This window comes from Streptomyces sp. NPDC048331 (genome assembly GCF_043201215.1).
GTDB lineage: Bacteria > Actinomycetota > Actinomycetes > Streptomycetales > Streptomycetaceae > Streptomyces.
This window is the reverse complement of the sequence record NZ_JBICYT010000010.1, coordinates 70470-95999: the sequence shown is the minus strand read 5'-3', so window position 1 is coordinate 95999 and position 25530 is coordinate 70470. Positions and strand designations below refer to the sequence as shown.

17 protein-coding genes, 1 tRNA gene and 2 pseudogenes are annotated in these 25530 nt (G+C 72.3%); 17 read left to right on the top strand and 3 right to left on the bottom strand.

Annotation, left to right across the window (positions count from 1 at the left end; all coding sequences use genetic code 11):
• Positions 1–6: 6 nt before the first annotated feature.
• The 5 genes and pseudogenes from ACGFYY_RS16860 to ACGFYY_RS16840 all read left to right on the top strand — a co-directional run.
• A pseudogene (locus ACGFYY_RS16860) lies at positions 7–292 on the top strand (type II secretion protein F); the annotation flags it as partial.
• Positions 293–490: 198 nt separating this feature from the next.
• Positions 491–799: pseudogene (locus tag ACGFYY_RS16855) on the top strand (type II secretion system F family protein); the annotation flags it as partial.
• A 49-nt stretch (positions 800–848) separates the two neighbouring features.
• Positions 849–1046: a DUF4244 domain-containing protein gene (locus tag ACGFYY_RS16850; protein ID WP_393710104.1), complete on the top strand. Its 198-nt coding sequence runs from the start codon at positions 849–851 to the stop codon at positions 1044–1046.
• Positions 1033–1419 carry a TadE family type IV pilus minor pilin gene (locus ACGFYY_RS16845; RefSeq protein WP_393710102.1) on the top strand — a complete coding sequence of 129 codons (387 nt, stop codon included), beginning with the start codon at positions 1033–1035 and terminating at the stop codon, positions 1417–1419. Before ACGFYY_RS16850 ends, ACGFYY_RS16845 begins: the two co-directional genes overlap by 14 nt.
• Positions 1416–1790, top strand: a complete 375-nt coding sequence (locus ACGFYY_RS16840) for an Rv3654c family TadE-like protein (RefSeq protein WP_393710100.1) — start codon at positions 1416–1418, stop codon at positions 1788–1790. The genes ACGFYY_RS16845 and ACGFYY_RS16840 overlap by 4 nt, the downstream gene beginning before the upstream one ends.
• Positions 1791–1857: 67 nt before the next feature.
• Here the strand turns inward: ACGFYY_RS16840 and ACGFYY_RS16835 are convergent, their stop codons facing one another.
• Positions 1858–4329 carry a DEAD/DEAH box helicase gene (locus ACGFYY_RS16835; protein WP_393710098.1) on the bottom strand — a complete coding sequence of 824 codons (2472 nt, stop codon included), beginning with the start codon at positions 4327–4329 and terminating at the stop codon, positions 1858–1860.
• Positions 4330–4399: 70 nt separating this feature from the next.
• Here ACGFYY_RS16835 and bldG point away from each other — a divergent pair, with 70 nt between their 5' ends.
• The 10 genes from bldG to ACGFYY_RS16785 all read left to right on the top strand — a co-directional run bounded on the left by bldG (position 4400) and on the right by ACGFYY_RS16785 (position 20813).
• Positions 4400–4741, top strand: coding sequence for an anti-sigma factor antagonist BldG (gene bldG, locus ACGFYY_RS16830; RefSeq protein WP_008743037.1), 342 nt, complete (start codon positions 4400–4402; stop codon positions 4739–4741).
• A 122-nt stretch (positions 4742–4863) separates the two neighbouring features.
• A complete protein-coding gene (locus tag ACGFYY_RS16825; RefSeq protein WP_365276482.1) occupies positions 4864–5304 on the top strand; it encodes an ATP-binding protein in 441 nt (146 codons plus the stop codon).
• Positions 5305–5592: 288 nt separating this feature from the next.
• Positions 5593–7995, top strand: a complete 2403-nt coding sequence (locus tag ACGFYY_RS16820; RefSeq protein ID WP_393710095.1) for a sodium-translocating pyrophosphatase — start codon at positions 5593–5595, stop codon at positions 7993–7995.
• 163 nt (positions 7996–8158) lie between these two features.
• Positions 8159–8725, top strand: coding sequence for a small secreted protein (locus tag ACGFYY_RS16815; RefSeq protein ID WP_037882805.1), 567 nt, complete (start codon positions 8159–8161; stop codon positions 8723–8725).
• Positions 8726–8878: 153 nt separating this feature from the next.
• On the top strand, positions 8879–10387 hold the full coding sequence (locus ACGFYY_RS16810) for a methyltransferase (RefSeq protein WP_393710092.1): 1509 nt from the start codon (positions 8879–8881) through the stop codon (positions 10385–10387).
• A gap of 742 nt (positions 10388–11129) precedes the next feature.
• Entirely contained in the window at positions 11130–13955 is a 2826-nt protein-coding gene (gene topA, locus ACGFYY_RS16805) for a type I DNA topoisomerase (RefSeq protein ID WP_365276490.1), read from the top strand.
• Positions 13956–14239: 284 nt separating this feature from the next.
• Positions 14240–17536 (top strand): dTMP kinase, encoded by a 3297-nt coding sequence (tmk, locus tag ACGFYY_RS16800; protein ID WP_393710090.1) that lies wholly within the window; start codon positions 14240–14242, stop codon positions 17534–17536.
• Between the two features lie 78 nt (positions 17537–17614).
• A complete protein-coding gene (locus ACGFYY_RS16795) occupies positions 17615–18826 on the top strand; it encodes a DNA polymerase III subunit delta' (RefSeq protein ID WP_365276495.1) in 1212 nt (403 codons plus the stop codon).
• Between the two features lie 185 nt (positions 18827–19011).
• On the top strand, positions 19012–20577 hold the full coding sequence (locus ACGFYY_RS16790) for an alpha/beta hydrolase (RefSeq protein ID WP_393710087.1): 1566 nt from the start codon (positions 19012–19014) through the stop codon (positions 20575–20577).
• A 162-nt stretch (positions 20578–20739) separates the two neighbouring features.
• A tRNA-Thr gene (locus ACGFYY_RS16785) sits at positions 20740–20813 on the top strand.
• Positions 20814–20935: 122 nt separating this feature from the next.
• On the opposite strand, the gene ACGFYY_RS16780 is transcribed toward ACGFYY_RS16785, so the two are convergent.
• Together ACGFYY_RS16780 and ACGFYY_RS16775 are read right to left on the bottom strand one after the other, a co-directional pair.
• Entirely contained in the window at positions 20936–22546 is a 1611-nt protein-coding gene (locus ACGFYY_RS16780) for a tyrosine-type recombinase/integrase (protein WP_393710085.1), read from the bottom strand.
• Positions 22543–23220, bottom strand: coding sequence for a transcriptional regulator (locus ACGFYY_RS16775; protein WP_393710083.1), 678 nt, complete (start codon positions 23218–23220; stop codon positions 22543–22545). The genes ACGFYY_RS16780 and ACGFYY_RS16775 overlap by 4 nt, the downstream gene beginning before the upstream one ends.
• 93 nt (positions 23221–23313) lie before the next feature.
• Here ACGFYY_RS16775 and ACGFYY_RS16770 point away from each other — a divergent pair, with 93 nt between their 5' ends.
• Positions 23314–23544, top strand: coding sequence for a hypothetical protein (locus ACGFYY_RS16770; RefSeq protein ID WP_393710081.1), 231 nt, complete (start codon positions 23314–23316; stop codon positions 23542–23544).
• Between the two features lie 230 nt (positions 23545–23774).
• On the top strand, positions 23775–25070 hold the full coding sequence (locus tag ACGFYY_RS16765; RefSeq protein ID WP_393710079.1) for a DUF3631 domain-containing protein: 1296 nt from the start codon (positions 23775–23777) through the stop codon (positions 25068–25070).
• Positions 25071–25530: the final 460 nt, after the last annotated feature.

Genomic DNA, 25530 nt, shown 5'->3' with positions numbered 1-25530 from the left:
GCACTGCTGGCGGGCTGGGTGCTCCTGGGCGGGGTGACGGGTGTGGCCGCCGGTGGGCTGGCGGCGTTCGGTGTGCGGCGATGGCGGGGGAGGGCGCGGCCGCCGGCCGGAGCGGATCCGCGGGAGGCGGAGCGTCAGTTGCCCTTCGCAGCGGATCTGTTGGCGGCCTGCCTGGCGGCGGGGGCGGGCCCGGTGGAGGCCGCCGAGGTGGTGGGGGAGTCGCTGGGCGGTCCGGTGGGTGACCGGCTCGCGCGAGCCGGGGCCGAGCTACGGCTCGGCGGTGAACCCGGCGCCGGGGGGGGGGGGGTGGCGGGGCCTGGGGCGGTTAGTTTGGAAGCCCCGGACCTGGCCGCCGCCGCACGGTGTTTACGTAGGGGCGGCCGGCTGGGCGCGGGGGGGGGGGGGGGGGGGGGGGGGGGGGGGGGGGGGGGGGGTGGTGGGGGGGGGGGGGGGGGGGGGGGGGGGGGGGGGGGCCCGGCCCCCCCCCCCCGGCGCCGAGCTACGGCTCGGCGGTGAACCGGGCGCCGGGTGGGGGAGGTTGGCGGAGATACCGGGGGCCCGGGCGCTCGCCGACTGCCTGGAGCGGGCCGCGCGGACGGGGGCGCCCGCGGCGGAGGGGGTCTCCCGGCTGGCGTCCGGGCTGCGGGAGGACCGGGCCCGCACGGCGGGGGCGCGGGCGCAGCGGGCGGCGGTCCTCGTCACCGCGCCGGTCGGGCTGTGTTTTCTCCCCGCCTTTCTCGCGATCGGGGTCGCGCCGGTGGTGATCGGTATGGCCTCGGGACTTCTCTCGAACAACTGAAGTCGCATTGACCACAGATAGCAACAACTGAAATCCACAGGAGGTTGTCATGAGGATCATCTGGTTTCGTGTGCGGACGGCACTGCGGCCGCGTGGGGGCGATCAGGGGATGTCCACGTCGGAATACGCGATGGGCACCATCGCGGCCTGCGCATTCGCGGCCGTCCTCTACAAGGTGGTGACGAGCGAGGTCGTCGCCACAGCCCTTCAGTCGACCATCGGAAAGGCGCTCGATGTGCCGTTCTGAGGGTGAGTCACGGAGCCTTAGGGGAAAGGCGGACCGGGGATATGTGACGGCCGAGGCCGCCTTGGTGATCCCGGCGCTGGTGCTGTTCGCGGCGCTGCTGGTGTGGGCCCTGATGGCGGCGGCCGCGCAGATCCGGTGTGTGGACGCGGCCCGGGCGGGCGCCCGGGCGGCGGCCAGGTCGGAGCCGGTGGAGGTGGCGGAGGCGGCGGCCCGGGCGGCCGCGCCCCCGGGGGCGCGGGTGGAACTGGAGCGGGCGGGTGACCTCTGGCGGGTCCGGGTGGTCGCGCCGGCACCCGGGCCGGGCGGGCTGCCGGTGCGGCTCGGCGCGCAGGCGGTGGCCTTGGCGGAGGACAGTGTGGGGCCGCCGCCGTGAGCCGGGACCGGGGTTCGGCCACGGTCTGGGCGGCGCTGGTGGCGACGGTGCTGGGCGCGGTGTTCGGCGGGGTGCTGTTGCTCGGCCAGGTCGTCGTGGCCCGACACCGCGCGGCGGCCGCCGCCGACCTGGCGGCGCTCGCGGCGGCGGCCACCTGGGCGCACGGGCCGGAGACGGCCTGCGCGACGGCCCGGCGGGTGGCCCGGGCGCAGGGCGCGGCGCTCGTCGGGTGCCTGGTCCGGGGCGAGGTCGCCGAGGTCACCGCCGAGGTCGCGGCGGGGCCGTTCACCCCGGCGGTCCGGGCCCGGGCGGGCCCGCCCGCGGAGCCGGCCGGCCGAGGGCCCGGAGCGGGGCCGCGTAGGGCGGCGTAGAGCCACGTAGCGCCTGGTCGGGCCTCCGTCAGGGCCGTTCGGGGCACGTCCGGTCCTGTCGGGCCGGTCAGGGCTCGGAGGGCTCGGCGGCCGGGGACGCGGAGAGGAGGCGGGTGAGGAGGCAGACGGCGCCGCGCTTGTGCAGGGGCTCGTTGCCGTTGCCGCACTTGGGGGACTGGATGCAGGAAGGGCAGCCGGCCTCGCACTCGCAGGCCGCGATCGCGTCGCGGGTCGCCGTCAGCCAGGCGCGGGCGGTGCCGAAGGCCCGCTCGGCGAAGCCGGCGCCGCCGGGATGGCCGTCGTAGACGAAGACCGTGGGGAGGAGGGTGTCGGGATGCAGCGGCACGGAGACGCCGCCGATGTCCCAGCGGTCGCAGGTGGCGAACAGCGGGAGCATGCCGATGGAGGCGTGCTCGGCGGCGTGCAGGGCGCCGCCGAGGATCTCCGGGGAGATCCGGGCCTCGTCGAGCTGGTCCTCGGTCACCGTCCACCACACGGCCCGGGTGCGCAGGGTGCGGGGCGGCAGGTCGAGCTTGGCCTCGCCCAGCACCTCGCCGGTGATCAGTTTGCGGCGCAGGTAGGAGACGACCTGGTTGGTGACCTCGACGGAGCCGAAGCAGAGCCGGGCCGAGCCCCACGGGATCTCGGTCTCGGTCTCCAGGACGGAGATGGAGGTCGTGTCACGGGCCGTGGTGGAGAAGGGCGGGTCCGCCTGCTCCACGAGGGCCACGGAATCCTCCAGGTCCAGGTGCTTCACGAGATACGTGCGGCCCTGGTGGAGGTGGACGGCCCCCTCGTGGACGGCGGTGTGGGCCGCCGACTCGTCGACCGTGCCGAGCAGTCGGCCGGTCGAGGCCTCGACGATCTGCACCGGGCGGCCGCCGCCTCCCCGGATGTCGGTCAGGTCCGAGGCCCGTTCCCGGCGGGTCCAGTGCCAGGCGGCCGTCCGGCGGCGCAGCAGCTTCGCCGCTTCGAGCTGGGGAAGGAGGTCCTCGGTCGCCGGGCCGAAGAGTTCCAGGTCCGCCTCGGTCAGCGGTAGCTCTGCCGCCGCCGCGCACAGGTGGGGGGCCAGGACGTAGGGGTTGTCCGGATCCAGGACGGTGGCCTCCACCGGCCGGCGGAACAGCGCCTCCGGGTGGTGGACGAGGTAGGTGTCCAGCGGGTCGTCCCGGGCGATCAGCACGGCCAGGGCGCCCTGGCCGGAGCGCCCGGCGCGGCCCGCCTGCTGCCACAGGGAGGCCCGCGTGCCGGGGTAGCCGGTGATCAGGACGGCGTCCAGGCCGGAGACGTCCACACCCAGCTCCAGGGCCGTCGTGGCGGCCAGTCCGAGCAGCTCGCCGGAGTGCAGGGCCCGCTCCAGGGCCCGGCGCTCCTCGGGCAGGTAGCCGCCCCGGTAGGCGGCGACCCGGCGGGGCAGCGACCGGTCGACCGCCGCGAGCCGTTCCTGGGTGATCACGGAGATCAGCTCGGCGCCGCGCCGGGAGCGGACGAAGGCGACCGTGCGCACCCCCTGGACCACCAGGTCGGTCAGCAGGTCGGCGGTCTCGGCGGTGGCCGTACGGCGTACGGGCGCGCCCTTCTCGCCGCGCAGCTCGGTGAGCAGCGGCGGTTCCCACAGGGCGAAGACCACCTCGCCCCGCGGTGAGGCGTCGTCGGTGATCTCGATCACCCGTACGCCGGTCAGCCGGGACGCGGCCGCCGCCGGGTCGCTCGCGGTGGCGGAGGCCAGCAGGAAGACGGGTTCCGCGCCGTAGCGGGCGCACAGCCGCCGTAGCCGGCGCAGCACCTGGGCCACGTGGGAGCCGAAGACCCCGCGGTACGTGTGGCACTCGTCGATCACGACGTAGCGCAGGGCCCGCAGGAAGGAGGCCCAGCGCGGGTGGGCCGGGAGGATCCCGCGGTGCAGCATGTCGGGGTTGGTCAGGACGTAGTTCGCGTACTGGCGCACCCACTCGCGTTCCTCGACGGGAGTGTCCCCGTCGTAGACCGCGGGGCGCACGGCGTTGCCCAGCGGGGCGGCCAGTTCCCGTACGGCGCGCCGCTGGTCGGCCGCCAGGGCCTTGGTGGGGGCCAGGTACAGGGCGGTCGCGCCCCTGCCGTTCGGGGCCTCGGCGCCGTCCGCGAGGGCGGAGAGCACGGGCGCGAGGTAGGCGAGGGACTTGCCCGAGGCGGTTCCGGTGGCCACGACCACGGACGTTCCGTCGAGGGCGAGCTCGGCCGCCGCGGCCTGGTGTTCCCACGGATGGTCGATTCCGGCCGATCCGATCGCGGCTACGACGTCTGTTCGGATGCGGTCGGGCCAGACTGCATGACGACCCGCCCGAGGGGGCAAGTGCTCCGTATGGGTGATGCGCGCAGCACGGGAAGGCCCCCGTGACAGGCGGTCCAGGACCGTGTCGGGGGTGGGTCGTGGGTCCGCGGGTGCCGTGGGCCGTCCGGGACCGGATGTGTTGGCCATCGGAACCGAGTGTGTCACCGGCGTGCGGGACAATGGTCCGAAGGCGTCGTGCGCGCCTGCCGGTAAGTGATTGAATGCCATCGCGGCAGCCATTCCCTCGCCTACCTTCGGGTGAGGGGGCGTCGCTCGATAGCAAGGTGCTGGAGGATCCGTGGACCTGTCCCTGTCGACTCGCACTGTCGGCGACCGTACGGTCGTGGAGGTCGGTGGCGAGATTGATGTGTATACCGCGCCCAAGCTGCGCGAGCAGTTGGTCGAGTTGGTGAACGACGGCAGCTACCACCTGGTTGTCGACATGGAGCGGGTGGACTTCCTCGACTCCACCGGCCTTGGTGTGCTCGTGGGAGGCCTCAAGCGCGTCCGTGCGCACGAGGGCTCGCTCCGTCTGGTGTGCAACCAGGAGCGCATCCTGAAGATCTTCCGTATCACCGGTCTGACCAAGGTGTTTCCGATCCACACCACGGTGGAAGACGCCGTCAACGCGACCGACTGACGGCTCCGCGCGGCTTCCTGCGGCCTCCGGGCGGCAGGGAGCCGACAAGGAGAGCGGGGGTACCGGGCCCTGGTCGGCCCGGGCCCCTGTCAAGGCACGCCCGTAGTCCGAGGGGGATGCGCATGGCCACCGTTGAACTGCGCTTCAGCGCCCAGCCCGAACACGTCCGGACGGCCCGCCTGGTCGCGGCCGCCGTGGCGCGCCGGGTCGGTGTGGAGGAAGCCGTCCTCGACGAGGTCCGCCTCGCCGTGGGTGAGGCCTGCTCGCGTGCCGTGGGACTCCATCGGAGCAACGGGCTGACCGCGCCCGTCCGGGTGGTGCTGACCGAGGACGACAAGGTGTTCTCCATCGAGGTCGGTGACGAGGTCCCCGCGCCGTCCGGCGGCGGGGCGGACGCGGTGCCCGGCATCACCGCCGTCCTGGAGTCCGAGGGCGAGACCGAGGACGAGATGGGTCTCGCGGTGATCAGCGGGCTCGTCGACGACGTCGAGGTGAGCAGTGGGGAATCGGGCGGGACCATCCGGATGAGCTGGCCCGTGGCCGGAGTCTCCGAGCTCCCCTGAGGTCCACGGCCGGCCGTCGTGATCCGCCCCGCGCTTAAACCTTCGTATCTTCAGATCTTTATCAAGGCCCTGCTGAGCAGGGCCTTTTTCATTTCTCCGGATCTTCTCCAGATCGATGACGAGGCGTCAATGCCTTTGCCCCATTACCACTTTCGAGGGTAATGGAGTGACGCGATCTATTGCTGAGGAGCGAGAGCACGCCAATTACGTTTCCTGCGCACTGTTTTGATCGGGGCGCGCTCCCTACAATCCGTCCACATCTTGAGCTCATCACGTCAAGGAGGACGAATGACGGGGCTCTTCACCCCCATTGCGCCGGATCGCACCACGGATCTGGCAGCCGCAGTACTCACCGATGACAATCGGCTCATCGTGATCGTCATTGCGGCCGTGGCACTCGCCGCACTCGTCGTCGCGCAGATCCTGGTCCGCCAGGTACTCGCCGCCGACGAGGGAACCGACAGCATGAAGAAGATCGCCGCGGCCGTCCAGGAAGGCGCCAACGCCTATCTCGGCCGGCAGTTGCGCACCCTCGGCATCTTCGCCGTCGTGGTCTTCTTCCTGCTCTTCCTGCTCCCCGCCGACGACTGGACGCAGCGGGGCGGGCGTTCCGCCTTCTTCCTCGTGGGCGCCATCTTCTCGGCCGCCACCGGCTACATCGGCATGCGCCTGGCGGTCCGGGCCAACGTCCGCGTCGCCGCCGCCGCGCGGGAGGCCACCCCGGCCGAGGGCGAGCCCGCCAAGGACCTGACCGAGGTCTCCCACAAGGCGATGAAGATCGCCTTCCGGACGGGTGGCGTCGTCGGCATGTTCACCGTCGGCCTCGGCCTGTTGGGCGCCTCCTGCGTCGTCCTGGTCTACGCCGCCGACGCCCCCAAGGTCCTGGAGGGCTTCGGGCTCGGCGCCGCCCTGATCGCGATGTTCATGCGTGTGGGCGGCGGAATCTTCACCAAGGCCGCCGACGTCGGCGCCGACCTGGTCGGCAAGGTCGAGCAGGGCATTCCGGAGGACGACCCGCGCAATGCCGCGACCATCGCCGACAACGTGGGCGACAACGTCGGAGACTGCGCCGGAATGGCGGCCGACCTCTTCGAGTCCTACGCCGTCACCCTGGTGGCCGCGCTCATCCTCGGCAAGGCCGCCTTCGGCGACCTGGGCCTCGCCTTCCCGCTGATCGTGCCCGCGATCGGCGTCATCACCGCGATGATCGGCATCTTCGCGGTCTCCCCGCGGCGCAGCGACCGCAGCGGCATGACCGCCATCAACCGCGGCTTCTTCATCTCCGCCGTGATCTCCCTGGCGCTGGTCGCGATCGCCGTCTACGCCTACCTGCCGGCCACCTACAAGGAGCTCGTCGGCGTCGAGAACCCGGCGATCACCAACCACACCGGTGACCCGCGGATCCTGGCCGTCGTCGCCGTCGCCATCGGCATCGTGCTCGCGGCCCTGATCCAGCAGCTGACCGGCTACTTCACCGAGACCAACCGGCGCCCCGTCCGGGACATCGGCAAGTCCTCCCTGACGGGAGCCGCGACCGTCGTCCTCGCCGGCATCTCGGTCGGTCTGGAGTCCGCCGTCTACACGGCCCTGCTCATCGGCCTCGGCGTCTACGGCGCGTTCCTGCTCGGCGGGACGTCGATCCTGCTCGCGCTCTTCGCGGTGGCCCTGGCCGGCACCGGCCTGCTCACCACCGTCGGCGTCATCGTCGCCATGGACACCTTCGGGCCCGTCTCCGACAACGCCCAGGGCATCGCCGAGATGTCGGGCGACGTCGAGGGCGCCGGTGCGCAGGTCCTGACCGACCTGGACGCCGTGGGCAACACCACGAAGGCCATCACCAAGGGCATCGCCATCGCCACGGCCGTACTCGCCGCGGCGGCGCTCTTCGGTTCCTACAACGACGCGATCGCCGCCGCGGTCAAGGAGGTCGGTGCCAAGGCCGGGGAGCTGAACCTCAGCCTGGACATCGCACAGCCCAACAACCTCGTCGGGCTGATCCTGGGCGCGGCCGTCGTGTTCCTGTTCTCCGGCCTCGCCATCAACGCCGTCTCCCGCTCCGCGGGCGCCGTCGTCTACGAGGTGCGTCGCCAGTTCCGCGAGCACCCCGGGATCATGGACTACACGGAGAAGCCCGAGTACGGGCGCGTCGTGGACATCTGCACCAAGGACGCGCTGCGCGAACTGGCCACTCCCGGCCTGCTCGCCGTGCTCACCCCCATCGCCGTGGGCTTCTCCCTCGGTGTGGGCGCGCTCGGCTCCTTCCTGGCCGGCGCCATCGGCACGGGCACCCTGATGGCGGTCTTCCTCGCCAACTCCGGCGGCGCCTGGGACAACGCGAAGAAGCTCGTCGAGGACGGCCACCACGGCGGCAAGGGCAGTGAGGCCCACGCCGCGGTCGTCATCGGCGACACGGTCGGCGACCCGTTCAAGGACACCGCCGGGCCGGCGATCAACCCCCTGCTCAAGGTCATGAACCTGGTGGCGCTGCTGATCGCCCCCGCGGTCGTGCAGTTCAGCTACGGCGGGGACAGCAGTCCGGTCGTGCGGGCCGTCGTCGCGGTCCTGGCGATCGGGGTCATCATCGCCGCGGTGTACATCTCCAAGCGCCGCGGCATCGCCGTCGGCGACGAGGCCGAGGGCGGAGCCGCCGAGCGGGTGGCCCAGTCGGCCGACCCCGCGACGGTCTCCTGACCCCAGGTCCGGCCGGCGGTACGGGCCGGGCCGGGCAGGGCCGGCGGGTACGCCCGAAAGGCGGACGGGCGGCGCGGACTCACGCGCCGTCTGTCCGCCTTTGTGCGTCTCCGGAGGGTGGGCGTGTATCTTCCGGGCGGAAGCCTTCGAAGGGACCAATCCGGTGAACAAGAAGTTTGCGGCCGCGCTGTCGGGCGGTGCGGCACTGATGCTCGTCCTGTCCGGATGCGGCGGGGACGAGACCGACCAGAAGGCCGGCTCGTGGGCCAAGAAGGTCTGTGACCAGTGGCAGCCCCAGATCCAGAAGATCGAAGCCGCCAACGTCGAGATCAAGCGGGTGGCCTCGGAGAGCAGCAAGCCCGATGAGGTCCAGAAGACCGACTCGGCGGCGTTCGGGACCATGACCGAGTCGTACAAGGCGATGGCGGCCGCCCTGCGGTCGGCGGGCGTTCCGCCGGTCAAGAACGGGGCCGCGACCCAGGAGGCGGCGGCCAAGGGCTTCGAGACGACCTCCACGGGCTACGCCGACCTGAAGACGAAGACGGACGCCCTCGACCCTCAGGACAAGGCGAAGTTCGCCGACGGCCTCAAGGAGGTCGCGGGCGGGCTCAAGGACGTGACGAAGGGCGGCCAGGACGCCCTCGCCCAGCTCAAGGCGGGCGGCCTGGGTGAGGCCATCAACGGCCAGAAGGGCTGCCAGGTCGCGGCGGCGCCGGAGGCCGCCCAGTAGGGCCCCGGTAGCGCCGTCGGCCCGCGCGGGCGGTGTTTTCGCGCGGTACGTCGCTCAGGGCGGCCGTGGTCCCGAACGGGGCCGCGGCCGCCCTTTCGTCCCTCCGGGCCCGGTGTGATCGGCAGGACCGGCCCCAGCGGACACAATGGACGCGTGAGTACCACCAGCCTCCCCACGCCCGACCGCGCCGCTGAGCTCCGCGCAGCCTTCCTCTACGCCGGCTTCACCGCCGACGGGCTGCTCGACCTGCTCGGCGCCCCCGCCTACGCCGCGCTGGCCCGCAGCGAGACCGTCCCGGCCCTGCGCGCCACCCGAGGCCCGGGCGACGGTGCGCTCGCGAGCCTGGTCCGGCTGTTCCTGCTCCAGCAGCCGGAGCCCTACGTGCACGCCGCCTCGGCACTGCCCGTCGAGACGGCCCTGGCCGACGGCTGGCTGCGGCTGGAGGGCGACGAGGTGCACGCCACCGTCGACGTACGCCCGTACGGCGGCCCGGACGGCGAGGACTGGTTCATCGTCTCCGACCTCGGCTGCTCCGTCGGCGGGGCCGGCGGCATCGGCAGCCGCGAGGAGGGCGTGGTCCTCGGTGTCGGCGGCGCCTCCACCACCCTGGCCGGGATCACCGTCCGCACCCCGGTCGGCTCCGCACTCGACGTCGGCACCGGATCCGGAATCCAGGCGCTGCACGCGTCCCGGCACGCCACCCGGGTCACCGCCACCGACGTCAACCCCAGGGCCCTGGAATTCACCCGTCTGACGCTGGCGCTCTCCGGGGCGCCCGAGGCCGAGTTGCTCGCCGGATCGCTCTTCGAGCCCGTCGGCGACGCCACGTACGACCTCATCGTGTCCAACCCGCCCTTCGTGATCTCCCCCGGCGCCCGGCTGACGTACCGGGACGGCGGCATGGGCGGCGACGACCTGTGCCGGACCCTGGTCCAGGAGGCCGGCGCGCGGCTCAACCAGGGCGGGTACGCGCAGTTCCTCGGCAACTGGCAGCACGTGGAGGGCGAGGACTGGCGCGACCGGCTGCGCTCCTGGGTACCGCGCGGCTGCGACGCCTGGATCGTGCAGCGTGACGTGCAGGACGTGACGCAGTACGCCGAGCTGTGGCTGCGCGATGCGGGCGACCACCGGACCGACCCCGCCGAGTACACGCAGCGGTACGAGGACTGGCTGGACGAGTTCGAGGCCCGTAGGACCAAGTCCGTCGGCTTCGGGTGGATCACCTTGCGCCGGACGGACGCGGCCGAGCCCTCGGTCGTGGTCGAGGAGTGGCCCCACACGGTGGAGCAGCCCCTCGGCGAGGCCGTCCTGGCCCACTTCGCGCGCCAGGACTATCTGCGGCAGCACGACGACGCGGCCCTGCTGGAGGCCCATTTCGCGCTGGCCGAGGAAGTGGTCCAGGAACAGGTCGGCGCGCCCGGCGCGGAGGATCCGGAACATGTCGTGCTCCGGCAGAACCGCGGAATGCGGCGCGCCACCAAGGTCGACACGGTCGGCGCCGGCTTCGCCGGAGTGTGTGACGGCTCACTGAGCGCGGGCCGGATCCTCGACGCGATCGCGCAGCTGATGCAGGAGGACCCGATCGTGCTGCGGGACCGCACGCCGGAGGCCATCCGGCTGCTGGTCGAGCAGGGTTTCCTGGACCCCGTGACGGCCCCTTGACGGCCCCTTGACGGCCCCGTGGAGGGCCCGGTGACCGCCGCTGAAGCCCCCGGGACGGACCCCGCGCGGCAGTCGGCCCCGGGATGTAACCCGGGGTTCGCCCGCTGTACCCGTGCGGCTGCCAGTCTCCTGCCCAGGGGGATCCGGGGGGATCCCGAGAGCGGCCCGGGGGTAGGGGGAAGCGGCGCGGAATACGGTCCGGCGATCTTCGCGGTGGCCGTGTTCCCGCTGTTCGGGGCCGCTCCACGAGCCTGAGGCGGGCGCGTGCCCCGCCACCGCGTGTCGGTGGCGGAGGTCACGCGCCCGTTCCCGTTCCCGTTCCCGTTCCCGCGCCCGCGCCCGCTCCCGCGCCCGTTCCCGGCCGTGGCGCCGGCCGGGCTCGGCGGCGGGGCGCCGGCGGACCGTCGACGGCCCTGGGAGCGCGACGCCTCGCGCGGCTCCAGCACCGGGATCGAGACCCTCGGGAGGACCGGGATCCGGCCGTGGATCCGGCCTCGAAAGCCGAGGTCGGAGCAGGCCCGGAACCGGGCGCGAACGCGCGGCCAGACGGCCCTCCGGCCACCCTGCCCGGTGATCGGGAACGCCCCGGCGCGGCATCCGGGCGGCAGAAACGGCACTTGTCGGGTTACCGTTCGAGTGGCCGTTGCGGGCTTCTGCCGTTTGACACGGGGGCGGGTTGTACCGTCACACTCCGCAGCGTCGCCGTACTGCGACCGAGTGCCGACCGGAGAGAAGAGCCAAGTTGTCCCCGACTAGCGAGACCGCAAAGGGCGGCCGCCGACTCGTCATCGTCGAGTCCCCAGCCAAGGCGAAGACGATCAAGGGCTACCTCGGCCCCGGGTACGTCGTCGAGGCGAGCGTCGGGCACATCCGCGACCTCCCCAGCGGCGCGGCCGAGGTTCCCGACAAGTACACGGGCGAGGTCCGCCGCCTCGGCGTCGACGTCGAGCACGACTTCGCGCCGATCTACGTGGTCAACGCTGACAAGAAGGCCCAGGTCAGGAAGCTCAAGGAGCTGCTGGCCGAGTCCGACGAACTCTTCCTCGCCACCGATGAGGACCGCGAGGGCGAAGCCATCGCGTGGCACCTGCAGGAAGTCCTCAAGCCCAAGGTCCCCGTCCACCGGATGGTCTTCCACGAGATCACCAAGGACGCGATCCGCGACGCCGTCGCCAACCCGCGCGAGCTCAACCAGCGCATGGTCGACGCCCAGGAGACCCGCCGCATCCTCGACCGCCTCTACGGCTACGAGGTCTCGCCGGTCCTGTGGAAGAAGGTCATGCCGAAGCTCTCGGCGGGCCGCGTCCAGTCGGTGGCCACGCGCCTCGTCGTCGAGCGGGAGCGCGAGCGCATCGCCTTCCGCACCGCCGAGTACTGGGACCTGACCGGAACCTTCTCCACCGGCCGCGCCGGTGACGCCTCCGACCCGTCGACGCTGGTCGCCCGCCTGAACACGGTGGACGGCAAGCGCGTCGCGCAGGGCCGTGACTTCGGCTCGAACGGGCAGCTCAAGAGCGAGGTGCTGCACCTCGACGAGGCGAACGCGCGGGCGCTGGCCGCCGCGCTGGCCGATGCCTCGTTCGCCGTCCGGTCGGTCGAGTCCAAGCCGTACCGCCGTTCCCCGTACGCCCCCTTCCGTACGACGACGCTCCAGCAGGAGGCCTCGCGCAAGCTGGGCTTCGGGGCGAAGGCGACGATGCAGGTGGCGCAGAAGCTGTACGAGAACGGCTTCATCACCTACATGCGTACCGACTCCACCACGCTGTCGGACACCGCGGTGTCGGCGGCGCGGGCGCAGGTCACCCAGCTCTACGGGGCCGACTACCTGCCGGAGAAGCCGCGCGTCTACGCGGGCAAGGTCAAGAACGCACAGGAGGCGCACGAGGCGATCCGTCCTTCGGGTGATCGTTTCCGCACCCCGGCCGAGACGGGTCTGACCGGCGACCAGTTCCGCCTGTACGAGCTGATCTGGAAGCGGACCGTCGCCTCCCAGATGAAGGACGCGGTCGGCAACAGCGTCACCGTGAAGATCGGCGGCCGGGCCTCCGACGGGCGCGACGCCGAGTTCTCCGCCTCCGGCAAGACGATCACCTTCCACGGCTTCATGAAGGCGTACGTCGAGGGCGCGGACGACCCGAACGCCGAGCTCGACGACCGCGAGAAGCGCCTGCCGCAGGTCGCGGAGGGCGACGCGCTCGCCGCCGAGGAGATCACGGCGGACGGGCACTCGACCAAGCCGCCGGCCCGCTACACCGAGGCCTCGCTGGTCAAGGAGCTCGAAGAGCGCGAGATCGGCCGCCCGTCGACGTACGCGTCGATCATCGGCACGATCCTCGACCGCGGCTACGTCTTCAAGAAGGGCACGGCGCTCGTGCCGTCCTTCCTGTCGTTCGCCGTGGTCAACCTGCTGGAGACGCACTTCGGGCGCCTCGTCGACTACGACTTCACCGCGAAGATGGAGGACGACCTCGACCGCATCGCGCGGGGCGAGGCCCAGTCCGTGCCGTGGCTGAAGCGCTTCTACTTCGGCTCGGAGGACGCGACCGAGGTCGTGCCGGCCGACGGGGACCACCTCGGCGGTCTGAAGGAACTGGTCACGGACCTCGGCGCGATCGACGCCCGGGAGATCTCCTCCTTCCCGGTCGGCGAGGGCATCGTGCTGCGCGTCGGCCGGTACGGGCCCTACGTCGAGCGCGGCGAGAAGGACGCGGAGGGCCACCAGCGGGCCGACGTGCCGGACGACATGGCTCCGGACGAGCTGACGATCGCGTACGCCGAGGAGCTGTTCGCCAAGCCGAGCGGCGAGTTCGAACTCGGCAAGGACCCGGTCAGCGGGAACCAGATCGTCGCCAAGGACGGCCGCTACGGGCCGTACGTGACGGAGATCCTCCCCGAGGGCACCCCGAAGACGGGCAAGAACGCGGTCAAGCCGCGGACGGCCTCGCTCTTCAAGTCCATGAACCTGGACACGGTCACCCTCGACGAGGCGCTGAAGCTGATGTCGCTGCCGCGCGTGGTCGGCGCGGACGCGGAGGGCGTGGAGATCACGGCCCAGAACGGCCGCTACGGCCCGTACCTGAAGAAGGGCACGGACTCCCGGTCGCTGGAGACCGAGGACCAGCTCTTCTCGATCACGCTGGACGAGGCCCTCGCCATCTACGCGCAGCCCAAGCAGCGCGGGCGGGCCGCGGCCAAGCCGCCGCTGAAGGAGCTGGGCACGGACCCGGTCAGCGAGAAGCCGGTGGTGGTCAAGGACGGCCGCTTCGGTCCGTACGTGACGGACGGCGAGACGAACGCGACGCTGCGGCGGGACGACGACGTCGAGACGATCACGCCGGAGCGCGGCTACGAGCTGCTCGCGGAGAAGCGGGCGAAGGGCCCGGCCAAGAAGGTGGCGAAGAAGGCCCCCGCCAAGAAGGCCCCGGCGAAGAAGGCGACGGCGACCAAGGCCGCCGCCGCGAAGAAGACGACGGCGGCCAAGAAGACCACCACGGCCGCGAAGAAGACCACCGCCAAGAAGGCGACGGCCAAGAAGACGGTCGCGACCCCGGTGGCCGCGGACGAGTGATCCCCTGGTGGGCGGGGCCGGAGGAACCGTGCGGTGACTCCGGCCCGCCTACGGGCGAGCAACCCCTGACGGGGCCGGAGAAGCCATGCGGCAATTCCGGCCCCGTCGGCGTTCGAGGCGCGGGGTCACGGGCGGAGCCCCGCAAAGGCGCCGCATCCGGGCGACGGCGGAGGGCCGCGTCCGCGCCGGGTCCGACAGGTGGGGCCGAAAGGTGGGTCCGGGGTCACACCCGGGGTCGTGCACAGCCCTCCGCAGCCGCCAAGCGCAGCGGATAGGCTGGGCGGATGACGCGAGCCGAGCAGCCGGCGGTCGTTACCGCCCCGGCGAACCCCACTTACGACGAAGCCCTAGCCGCGGATTCCCGCGAGCGTGCGGTGCGCGCACTGCTGCGCACTCCCAGGCTGCGCCGGCTGTGGAGCGCCCAGTTGGTGAGCGGCATCGGCGATGCCCTGGCCCTGCTGGTGCTGGTGCTGCTGGCCCTCCAGGCAGCGGCCTCGGAAGGGGCCTTCGGCGGCGGAGCCCGCGGCGCGGCCCTCGCCGTCGCCACCGTCTTCGGGGTCCGCATCCTCGCCACCGTGCTCTTCGGCGCGGTCCTCCTCGGCCCGCTGGCCGGGCTGCTGGGCGCCGGCGGCAAGCTGGACCGCCGCTGGACCATGATCGGGGCCGACGGGGTCCGCCTCGGGCTCTTCGTCGTCGCCCCGCTGTGGCTCGACTGGATCCCGGCCCACGCGTTGACCGCGCTGCTGGCCACCGTCTTCGTCTCCGGTGCCGCCGAGCGGCTGTGGACCCTGGCCAAGGAGAGCGCGGCCCCCTCCCTGCTGCCCGCGCCGCCGCCGGAGGGGGCGACCGTACGGCCGCTCCCGGACCACCTGGACGCGCTGCGGCGGCTGACCCTGCGTACGGCCTTCGCCGCGCTCCCGATCGCCGCGGTCGCGCTGCTCGCCGCGACCCTGGTCGGCAAGGCGCTCGGCCTCGGCGTCGACTGGTTCGCCGCGAACCAGGCCGCCCTCGGCTCGTACGTGGCCTCCGGCCTCTTCGCCGCGTCGGTCTCGCTGCTGCTGCCGCTGGTCCTGCCGGGCGGGGCGACCCCGCGTCCGCGTTCGCCGCTGGAGGGCCTGCGCACCCCCAAGGCGGGCGACCGACCCGACAAGGGCCGTACGGGCGCCGTCCCGCTTCTCGTCCTGAGCTGCGCCGCGGTCGCCGGAGCGGTGTCCTGCGCCGTGTCCGTGTCCGTCCTGCACGCCTTCGACCTGGGCGGCGGCCCGGCCGCCTTCGCGCTGTTCGTCCTCGCCCTGGTCGGCGGCACCGCCGTGGGCATCCGCGCCACCCAGGCCGGCAAGGTGCTGCCCGCCCTGTCCCGCCGCCGGCTGCTGGCCCTCGCCATAGCGGTCACCGGCCTCGCGCTGCTGCTGACCGGGCTCGTCCCGGACATGGCGACCGTGCTGTTCCTGTCGCTGCTCGCCGGCGTCGCCGCGGGCGTCGCGGCCAACACCGGCCACACCTTGCTGGACCAGGAGACCGAGGAGTTCCGGCGGCCCCGGATCACCGAGCACCTCCAGGCGGTCGTCCGGGTGGCCGTGGCGCTGGGCGCCGTCGCCGCGCCCGTGCTGGCCGCGGCGATCGGCCCGCACCGGCTGACCGGCGCCGAGGTCGTCTTCGCGCACGGCGGCGCCGCCTTCACCCTGATGCTGGTCGGCGCCCTGCTGCTGCCGGTCGCCGTGGTCGTGCTCACCAAGGCGGACGACCGCCGGGGCGTCCCCCTGCGGCGGGACCTGCGTGAGGCGCTGCGCGGCGGGGAGCCCGTACAGGCGGCGTCCGCCACCGGGTTCTTCATCGCCCTGGAAGGCGGCGACGGCGCCGGCAAGTCCACCCAGGTCCAGGCGCTGGCCGACTGGATACGGGGCAAGGGCCACGAGGTCGTGGTGACCCGCGAGCCCGGGGCGACCCCCGTCGGCAAGCGGCTCCGCTCGATCCTGCTCGACATCTCCTCCGCCGGTCTCTCGAACCGCGCCGAGGCACTGCTGTACGCCGCCGACCGGGCGGAACACGTGGACACGGTGGTGCGCCCGGCCCTGGAGCGCGGCGCGGTCGTCATCTCGGACCGCTACATCGACTCCTCGGTGGCCTACCAGGGCGCCGGCCGTGACCTCTCCCCGACCGAGATCGCCAGGATCTCGCGCTGGGCCACCGACGGGCTCGTACCGAACCTGACCGTGCTGCTCGACGTATCGCCCGAGGCGGCGCGCGAGCGGTTCACGGAGGCTCCGGACCGGCTGGAGTCGGAACCGGCGGAGTTCCACCAGAGGGTCCGGTCCGGGTTCCTGACCCTTGCCGCGTCCGACCCCGGCCGCTACCTCGTCGTCGACGCGGGCCAGGACCCGGGGTCGGTGACCACCGTCGTACGCCACCGACTGGACCGGATGCTGCCGCTCTCGGAGGCCGAGGTGGCCGCCCAGGCGGAGGCCCGGCGCCTCGCCGAGGAAGAGGCCCGGCGCAAGGCCGAGGAAGAGGCGGCGCGCAAGGCGGAGGAAGCGCGGCTGCGCGCCGAGGAGGAGGCACGGCTGGCCCGCGAGGCCGAGGAGGCGCGGATCAAGGCCGAGGCGGAGGCCGCCCGCCAGGCGGAGGAAGCGCGGCTGCGCGCCGAGGAGGAGGCCCGCGCCCGGGCCGAGGCCGAGCGGCTGCGCGCGGAGGCCGAGGAGAAGGCACGCGCGGCGGAGGCCGAGCGGCTGCGGCGCCAGGCCGAGGAGGAGGCCCGGCTGCGGGCCGAGGCCGAGGAGCGGCGTCTGGAGAAGCAGCGGCGCGCCGAGGAGGCCCTGCTGAAGGCCGAGGAGGCCCGCCGGTTGGTGGCGGCCGAGGCGGCGGCGAAGGCGGCGGCCGCTGCCGCCGCGGCGGCAGCGGAGGCTGCTGCGGTCGCCCCGCCCGCTCCCGCGCCTGCCCCCGCGCCCGCGCCCGCGCCTGCTGCCGCGCCCAAGGTCGGCATGACCAAGAAGCCGGAGCCGGAGCCGCACCCGGACGACGCGGTGACGGTGGAGACCCCGGTGGCGCAGGTGGCCCCGGCGGCGCCGGAGGCCAAGCCGGTCAAGCGGGTCGTGCAGCCGGACGACGTCACCCAGACCGTCCCGGTGCCCAAGGTCGACCCGGCCTCCGCCGCGGAGACGGCGGTGCTGCCGCCGGTCCGGGCGACGGACGAGACGGCGGTGCTGCCGCCGGTTCGCGCGACGGACGAGACGGCGGTGCTGCCGCCCGTACGCCCGGCCGCACCGCGGTCTCCGCAGGCGCCGCAGTCCCCGCAGGACCCCGGCACCGGGCGGTCCCGGTCCGCCACGCGGCCGACGGCCCGGCGTCCCGAGGAGAACCCGACCGACCGGGTGCCCTCGGGCATCTTCCGGGACTCCGGCAACGACCGGACGCGCGAGCTTCCCGTCGTCGACGGCGAGGGACGGCCGCGCCGGCCGCGCCCGGACTGGGCCGAGGAGACCCCGCTGGACGACCTGCCGACGCTGGCGGACGAACTGCTGGGCCGCCACCGGGACGACGAGGACGGCGACGAGGGCGAGCGCGGACCGCGCCGCCGCGGCTGACGCCGACGCGGGCGGGGACGGGATTGTCGGTGGCGCCCGCCACAATGGGTGCACGGAGAGTGAAAGGTGGTGGGCGGGATGCCCGTATGGGACGACCTGGTGGGACAGGAGCGGATCCAGGCGCAGCTGGCCGCCGCCGCCCGTGACGCCGACGCACTGGTCACGGCCGGCACGGCCGGGACCGCGCCGCCCGCGGCCTCCAAGATGACCCACGCCTGGCTGTTCACCGGTCCGCCCGGATCCGGGCGGACCACCGCCGCCCGGGCCTTCGCCGCCGCGCTGCAGTGCACCAGCCCCGATCGGGCCCTCGGCGGTGAACCGGGCTGCGGGTTCTGCGACGGCTGCCACACCACGATGGTCGGCACGCACGCGGACGTCTCCACCGTCGTCGCGGTCGGCAGCCAGATCCTGGTCGCCGACATGCGGGACACCGTCCGCAAGTCCTACACGTCCCCGGCGACCGGCCGCTGGCAGATCATCCTGGTCGAGGACGCCGAGCGGCTGAACGAGAAGTCCGCCAACGCGGTCCTCAAGGCCGTGGAGGAGCCCGCGCCCCGCACGGTCTGGCTGCTCTGCTCGCCCTCCGTGGAGGACGTGCTGCCCACCATCCGCTCGCGCTGTCGCCACCTCAACCTCAGCACCCCCACGGTCGCGGCCGTCGCCGACATGCTGGTGCGCCGGGACGGCATCGAGCCGACGGTGGCCCTGGCCGCCGCCAGGGTCACCCAGGGGCACGTCGACCGTGCCCGTCGGCTGGCCACCGACGAGGGCGCCCGGGAGCGCAGGGCGACGGTCCTGAAGCTCCCACTGCGGGTGGACGACATCGGTGCCTGTCTCAAGGCCGCGCAGGAGCTGGTCGACGCCGCCGCGGAGGACGCGAAGCAGGTCGCGGACGAGGTCGACACCAAGGAGACCGAGGAGCTGCGGGCCGCGCTCGGCGCCGGAGCGGGCGCCGGCAGCCGGATGCCGCGCGGCACGGCGGGCGTGATGAAGGAGCTGGAGGACCGGCAGAAGCGCCGTCGCACCCGCACCCAGCGCGACACCCTCGAAGTGGCGCTGAGCGACCTCACCGGCTTCTACCGGGACGTCCTGGCCCTGCAGCTCGGCTCGTCCGTGGCCATCGCCAACGAGGAGATACGGCACGACCTGGACCGGATCGCCCGCGCCTCGGGCCCTGAGCGGACCCTGCGCCGGATCGAGGCGATCATCGCCTGTCGGGACTCCCTCGACCGCAACGTCGCCCCGCTCCTCGCGGTCGAGGCGATGACGATGGCCCTGCGGGCGGGCTGACCGAGGCCGGTGCCGCCGGGCGGCGGTCCACATCCGGTTGACCGGCTCACCCGTACGGGCGAACTGGCCGTCGGGGCCGGGCAGCGCCCGGTCCGCGCCACGCCCGGCGGGGGCCACGTAAGGCGTGCGGCCGTCCGGCCCCGGCACGCCGGCTCACGTCCTCCGGAACGACGTACGCTCCAAGGATGGACACCAGTCGCCTGCTGCGTACCACCGGAACCGTGATCGCAGCCGCCGGGCTGCTGCTCTCCGGGTGTACCTCGGGCGGGCTGGGGGAACCCGGAGCCGCCGCGGTCTCCCCACCGCAGTCCGGCACCGCCTCGACGCCGCCCCCCGATGCCGCCGCGCTGCGCCCGTACTACACGCAGAAGCTGACCTGGCGCGACTGCGGTGTCCCCGGATTCCAGTGCTCCACCATGAAGGCCCCGCTGGACTACGCGAACCCCGGCTCCGGCCAGGACGTCGAGATCGCGGTGTCCCGCCGTACGGCCACCGGGCCCGGCAAGCGCCTCGGGTCGCTGGTGGTCAACCCGGGCGGTCCGGGCGGCTCCGGCATCGGCTATCTCCAGGCGTACGCGGGCATCGGCTATCCCGCCGCCGTGCGGGCCCGGTACGACATGGTGTCCTTCGATCCGCGCGGGGTGGAACGCAGCAGCCCCGTCGAGTGCCTCAGCGGCCCGGAGATGGACGCGTACACGCAGGTGGACCAGACGCCGGACGACGCGGCGGAGCGGGCCGAGCTGGTGGCGGCCTTCAAGAAGTTCGCGGCGGGTTGCGAGGCGAAGTCGGGGCGGGTCCTGCCGCACATCTCCACCGTCGACGCCGCCCGCGACATGGACCTGCTGCGCGGGGTGCTCGGTGACCAGAAGCTCCACTACGTCGGGGCCTCGTACGGCACCCTGCTCGGCGCCACGTACGCGGACCTCTTCCCGAACCGGGTCGGTCGGCTGGTCCTGGACGGGGCGATGGACCCCACCCGGCCCGCGCTCGAACTGAACCGGGACCAGACGGAGGGCTTCGAGACGGCCTTCACGTCCTTCGCCAAGGACTGCGCGAAGCAGCCGGACTGCCCGCTGGGGAAGGGCGACCCGGACGCGGTGGCGGCGCGCCTGAAGGAGTTCTTCCGCAAGGTCGACGCGCAGCCCGTCGCGAGCGGCGACCCGGACCGTCCGCTGGGGGAGGCCCTGGCGACGACCGGGGTGATCGCGGCGCTGTACGACCAGACCGCGTGGCCGCAGCTGCGCGAGGCGCTCAGCTCGGCGATGAACGGCGACGGCTCGGGCCTGCTGAGCCTGGCCGACAGCTACTACGAGCGGGAGGCGGACGGCAGGTACGCCAACCTGATGTTCGCGAACGCCGCCGTCAACTGCCTCGACCAGCCCGCCGCCTTCAGCGGCCCGGAGGCCGTGGACAGCGCCCTGCCGTCCTTCGAGAAGGCCTCCCCGGTCTTCGGCGCGGGCCTGGCCTGGGCCGCGCTGAACTGCGGGTACTGGCCGGTGAAGGCCACGGGCACGGCGAGGGCGCTGACCGCGAAGGGCGCCGCGCCGATCGTGGTGGTGGGCACCACCCGCGATCCGGCGACCCCGTACAAGTGGGCCCAGGGGCTGGCCGGCCAGCTCGACTCGGGCACGCTGCTCACCTACGACGGCGACGGCCACACGGCGTACGGGCGCGGCAGCGACTGCATCGACAGCGCGATCAACCGCTACCTCCTGGAGGGCAAGGCCCCGCAGGACGGCAAGAAGTGCTGAGGCCGCCGTCCCGGTGGGCCGCGAAAGCCGCGTAAACCCCGAAAACTGTCCCGCGCCCCGTCCGAGCGAAACCTGGTTCGGGGCACCCGTCCACACCCTGTAGACTTGGCGCCGCTGCTGATGAGCGCCCCTCTTCGAGGGAATACTTGTCTGACCAGCGGTGCCGCCTTAGCTCAGTTGGCCAGAGCAACGCACTCGTAATGCGTAGGTCTCGGGTTCGAATCCCGAAGGCGGCTCGGATTAACCCCAGGACTCACTCGCCGTGACCTGGGGTTTTTTCATGCCCGGGGCATGCCGAGCCGCACGACGGGGATGCTGTGGAAGTGCTTGCGTGAGCGATGCGTGAGCGGAGCGGCTGTCAGCCCTTGCGTGCGGCCTTCTTGGCCTTGCCTTTCTTCTTCCCCTTGACCTTCGCTTTCTCGGCCTTCTTCGCCTCTTTGGCGGCCTTCCGGGCCCGCTCCTCCTGGTCGGCCTTGCGTTGGAGGGGGACCAGCTTGGCGGTGGCCTCGGCGGCGCTCTTGCCGACGTGGGGGAGCACGCTCTGGTAGATGTCGCGCGTGATCCGGGTGTCGCTGTGCCCGAGCGTGTCCGACACGATCTTGATGTCGATGTCGGCCGCCAGCATGAGCGTCGCCGCCCCGTGCCGGAGATCGTGCAGCCGGATCGGCGGCAGCCCGGACGCGGCGACGAGCCGCTCGAAGAGGTCCGTGACCTTGCCTGGGTGGAGCCAGGAGCCGTCCTCCTGGGTGAAGATGAGCCCGGTGTTCACCCAGGCCGACCCCCACTCCAAGCGGTCGGCCTCCTGCTGCTTGCGGTGCCGCTCCAGGACGCCGACGGTGTCGTCGTCGAGCGCGACGACGCGGAAGCCGCTGTCCGTCTTCGGCTCGGACTCCTCGACCTCCCACCCGTCCTGGACGAGCTGCCCAGTCACGGTGAGGGAGTGCCGGTCGAGGTTGGTCTCCGACCAGGGCTGACCGCACGCCTCACCACGCCGCAGCCCGCGGAACGCGATCAGGTGCCACATCGCGTACAGCCGGTCGTCGGCGGCGAAGTCGAGGAAGGCGCCCGTCTGTTCCGGCGTCCAGACCATCACCGGCGAGGGCTTCTCACCGGTCTGTTCCCACTTGGCGACCCGCTCGTCCGTCCACACCAGCGCCTTCGGCTTGCGCACCGGATCGATCTCGACGTGGGCCGCCGGGTTGAACGTGATGATCTGCTGCCCGATCGCGTCGTTCAAGGACGCGCGGAGCGTGGCCTTCACGTGCTGGCGCGTGGCAGGGCCGGTCACCCGACGGAAGGCCGGCATCGCGTCGATCGCCTCCTTCAGCGCCTTCCGGCGAGCACGGTTCTCGGCCCCCTTCCACGGGACCGTTGCCAACTCCTCCACCGCCGCTCGCCGCTGGGCGTTCTGCTCCAGGATCTCGGCATTGCCGTCGGCGATGGCCGTGAACATCTCGCTCAGGTGGCTGACGCGCAGCCGGTCGAGGCGCCGGTGCCCGATGTACGGCTTCAGGTGCACGCGGATATCGGTCTCGTACCGGCTGATGCCCGACTTCCGGATCCGCTTGCCCGCCAGCCACCGGTCCAGCCACTCGGCCACGGTCAGGCTGCCGACGAGGTCCTGGCCGGCCTTGAGCCGCCGCCGGGTCTCCTCCACGTCGGGCAGGGGCAGCTTCTCGCCGCTGACCTCGGCCAGCATCTCGGCGACCAGCTGAATGCCTTCGGGGTCGTCGACATTCACGAGCCCCAGGAGGGCGCGCACGTGGTCGAGGTCGGCCTGCGCCGCCTTGGCGTTGGTGTATCCGCCACGGGCGAAGGACCGCCGACTGCCGTCCTCGCGGAAGGGCAGCTCTTGGCGTATGGAGTACGTGCAGTGGTTCCTGCTGTTGCGCTTGGGGCAAGAAGTGCCGAGCTCCTTGCCGGTCTTGGGGTCGCGGCAGGAGCAACGGCGGTAGGTGGAGCCCTTCAAATGTCGTCCTCTTCGTCGGTGTCTTCATCAGGTGGGTCGATGGGGGCGAGTGCGGGTGGAAGGTCTGGCGGCGTGCCGCCTTCGTCGCGGATGCTCTCGCGCACCCAAAGGAGTTGTCGGGTGTCTCCTTCGGCCCGCTTGGCGTAGTCGGCCTTCCGGCGTTCGGCTTCCTCGCGGTCGGCGGGCGTGGCCGCCGTCTCCGCCGCGAAGCCGGCTCTTTCCACCTCACGAAGCGCGGCTTCGATGGTGCGGACCAGGCTGGCGTGCCGGTTGAAGTCGGGGATCAGCCCGGCGTCGGCGTCGTATCCCGGCTCCTCGCCGGTGAACTTCCTCATGGCGTCCCAGGTCGGGACGAGGTGCTGGAAGGGAAGTTCCTGGGTCTGCTCGACGTAGCCGACGGGGAAGATCAGGCAGATCGGGGACGTGTACAGGGCCGCGGCCAGGACCATGACGTCGACCAGGGGCAGGTTCGCCCTGCGACCGGACTCCAGGTTGGCGATGACGTTGCGCGGGATCGGGTGGCCGAGTTCCTCGCACCGGTCTGCCAGCCGTTGTGCGCTCCACCTCATCTCCTTCCGTCGCCGCCGGACCTCGCTGGCGACGTTGTTCTTGATCCGGTCGACCCATTCGGGGAAGTCGTCCTCGTCTTCATCATCGAAACGGCGTTGTGTCATGGAGACACATTAGCTTCCTTACGGTTGTTTCTATGGCCTGGAGCCGGATGCGATCGCCGCGTTCGCCGAGGGCTGTGACGAGAGGTGCCCTACATGCGCGAAAACCCGATGGAAACCGGCTTGAAGGGGATGGGTCGGGATGAGCTGCTGGCGCTTCCGGTAGCCGTTGACCTGGATACCAGCAACCGAGCGCTGGGTCTCGGGCGGAGCAAGGGCTACGAGCTGGCCAAGCGGGGTGAGTACCCGTGCAAGGTGCTGAGGCTGGGCAAGGCGTACCGCGTGGTGACCGCAGACCTGCTGGACCTGCTGGGTCTGGCTGCGTGAGGGCGAGGGAAGGTATCAGACCGTTCTGCGCTGAGCTGACACAGAATCGCTGGACTGTGCCGGGGGTCGTACGTACTGTTCGTCGTCGCCCCGCGTGGCCAAGTGCCCGTGAGAGGCGAGCAATCCTCCGGCGTGCCGACGCCGGAGGCCCCAGCGACATCCCCACCCGCGACCACACGGTCAACCCCGGCCGTCTGCATGCCCGCAGATACCGGAGAAGGAGCTGCCCCTTGAAGCCTGCGACAACCGACACCGAGTCGACCCCCGCCACTTGGCCGCCGACCGCGATCCCCGGCCAGCCGGGCGCCCACCTCCAGGATCCACAGCCTGTGGGTGACGAAGCTTCCGAAAACCCTGTGGCGGAGGCCCAGTCCGCCAACGAGGACGCCCCTCTCGTCGGCCCTCTCACCGAGGGCGCGCAGGTGCTGCACGACCTGTACGCGGAGATCAGCCGCTATGTCGTACTGCCGAGCGATGAGGCCCTCACGGCGGTGACGTTGTGGGTGGCCGCCACCCACCTCCAGACCGCGTGGCAGCACGCCCCGCGTTTGGCGGTGCTGGGTCCGGCCAGGCGGTGTGGAAAGTCGCGGCTGCTGGACGTCATCACCGAGGTCGTCCACAACCCGCTGATCACGGTGAACGCCTCAGCCGCCGCGATCTTCCGGTCGATCACGGATATCCCTCCGACGCTGCTCGTCGACGAGGTCGACACGATCTTCGGCTCCGTGAAGGTGGCAGAGAAGAACGAGGAGATGCGAGGCCTGCTCAACGCGGGCCACCAGCGCAACCGTCCCACCCTGCGGGTGTCCGGGCCCAACCACGAAGTGGTCCAGTTCCCCACCTTCGCGATGGCCGCCCTCGCCGGCATCGGGAACCTGCCCGACACGGTCATGGACCGGTCCGTCGTCCTGCGCATGCGCCGTCGCGGGGGCGACGAGAGCGTCGAGGAGTTCCGCGTCCCCCGGGACGTTGCCAAGCTCCACGGTCTGCGTGACCGCCTCAAGGCGTGGCTGCTCCCACGTCACGCGGAGGCAATGGATCTGGTGCCGCCCATGCCAGTCCGAGACCGGGCAGCCGACACCTGGCAGCCTCTGATCGCCGTAGCCGATCTCGCCGGTGGTCAGTGGCCCGCCCTCGCACGCACCGCGTGCGCGCGTATGGTCGCCGCCGAAACCGAGGCCGAGGAGGAACACCCCGGCGGAGCGCGGATCCTCGCCGACATCCGGCGCGTCTTCGCAGCCCAGCGCGAGGTTGACAGCCTCACCACCGAGGAACTTTTGCACCACCTGTGCCAGGACCCGGAGGGCCCGTGGGCGGAGTGGGGGCGAGGCGGGCTTAAGTCTCGCGACCTCGGCGCGATGCTGCGCGAGTTCGGCATCAGATCCGGCAACGTCCGGCTCGCCGACGGAACTCAGCGCAAGGGCTACATGCGGCACAAGTTCCTCGACCCCTGGCGGCGATACTGCCCCACCGTCCACCCCACCGTCCACCCCGTCGGCCCCACCGGTGCGCCCAGCAAGAGCTGACACCCGAGCCGCGCCCTGGTTGCCGTCCTTGCCGTCCCTGCCGTGACACCGCAGGTCAACAGGCATGCGGCCAAGACGGCAACCGGGGCCAAGACGGAACCCACCCAGGACGGCACCCACATCCGTCTTGCCCCGTCCCCGACGTCTTGGCCGTATCGCCCCAGGTCGCAGGGCTGCCGCCTGGGACGGCAGACAGTAGGTCGCCATCCCCCGGGCGAGAGCACTGGCATCCGAAATCGGCAGCCAGGCCCCGCCCTCGTATGGCACGAAGACGCCCGAAGAGCCCGCCAAGACGGAAGGCATGCACGCCCCCGTACCGGGCCTGACCTGGGATTTCAACGGCCAAGACGCCCAAGACGCCTCACCCGCCCCCGAAGCCGCGCAGGAGCATCCCCATACCCATGACCACCCTTGCCACTCGCACCACCACGAACCGCGAGCCCAGACCTGACGCAGCACC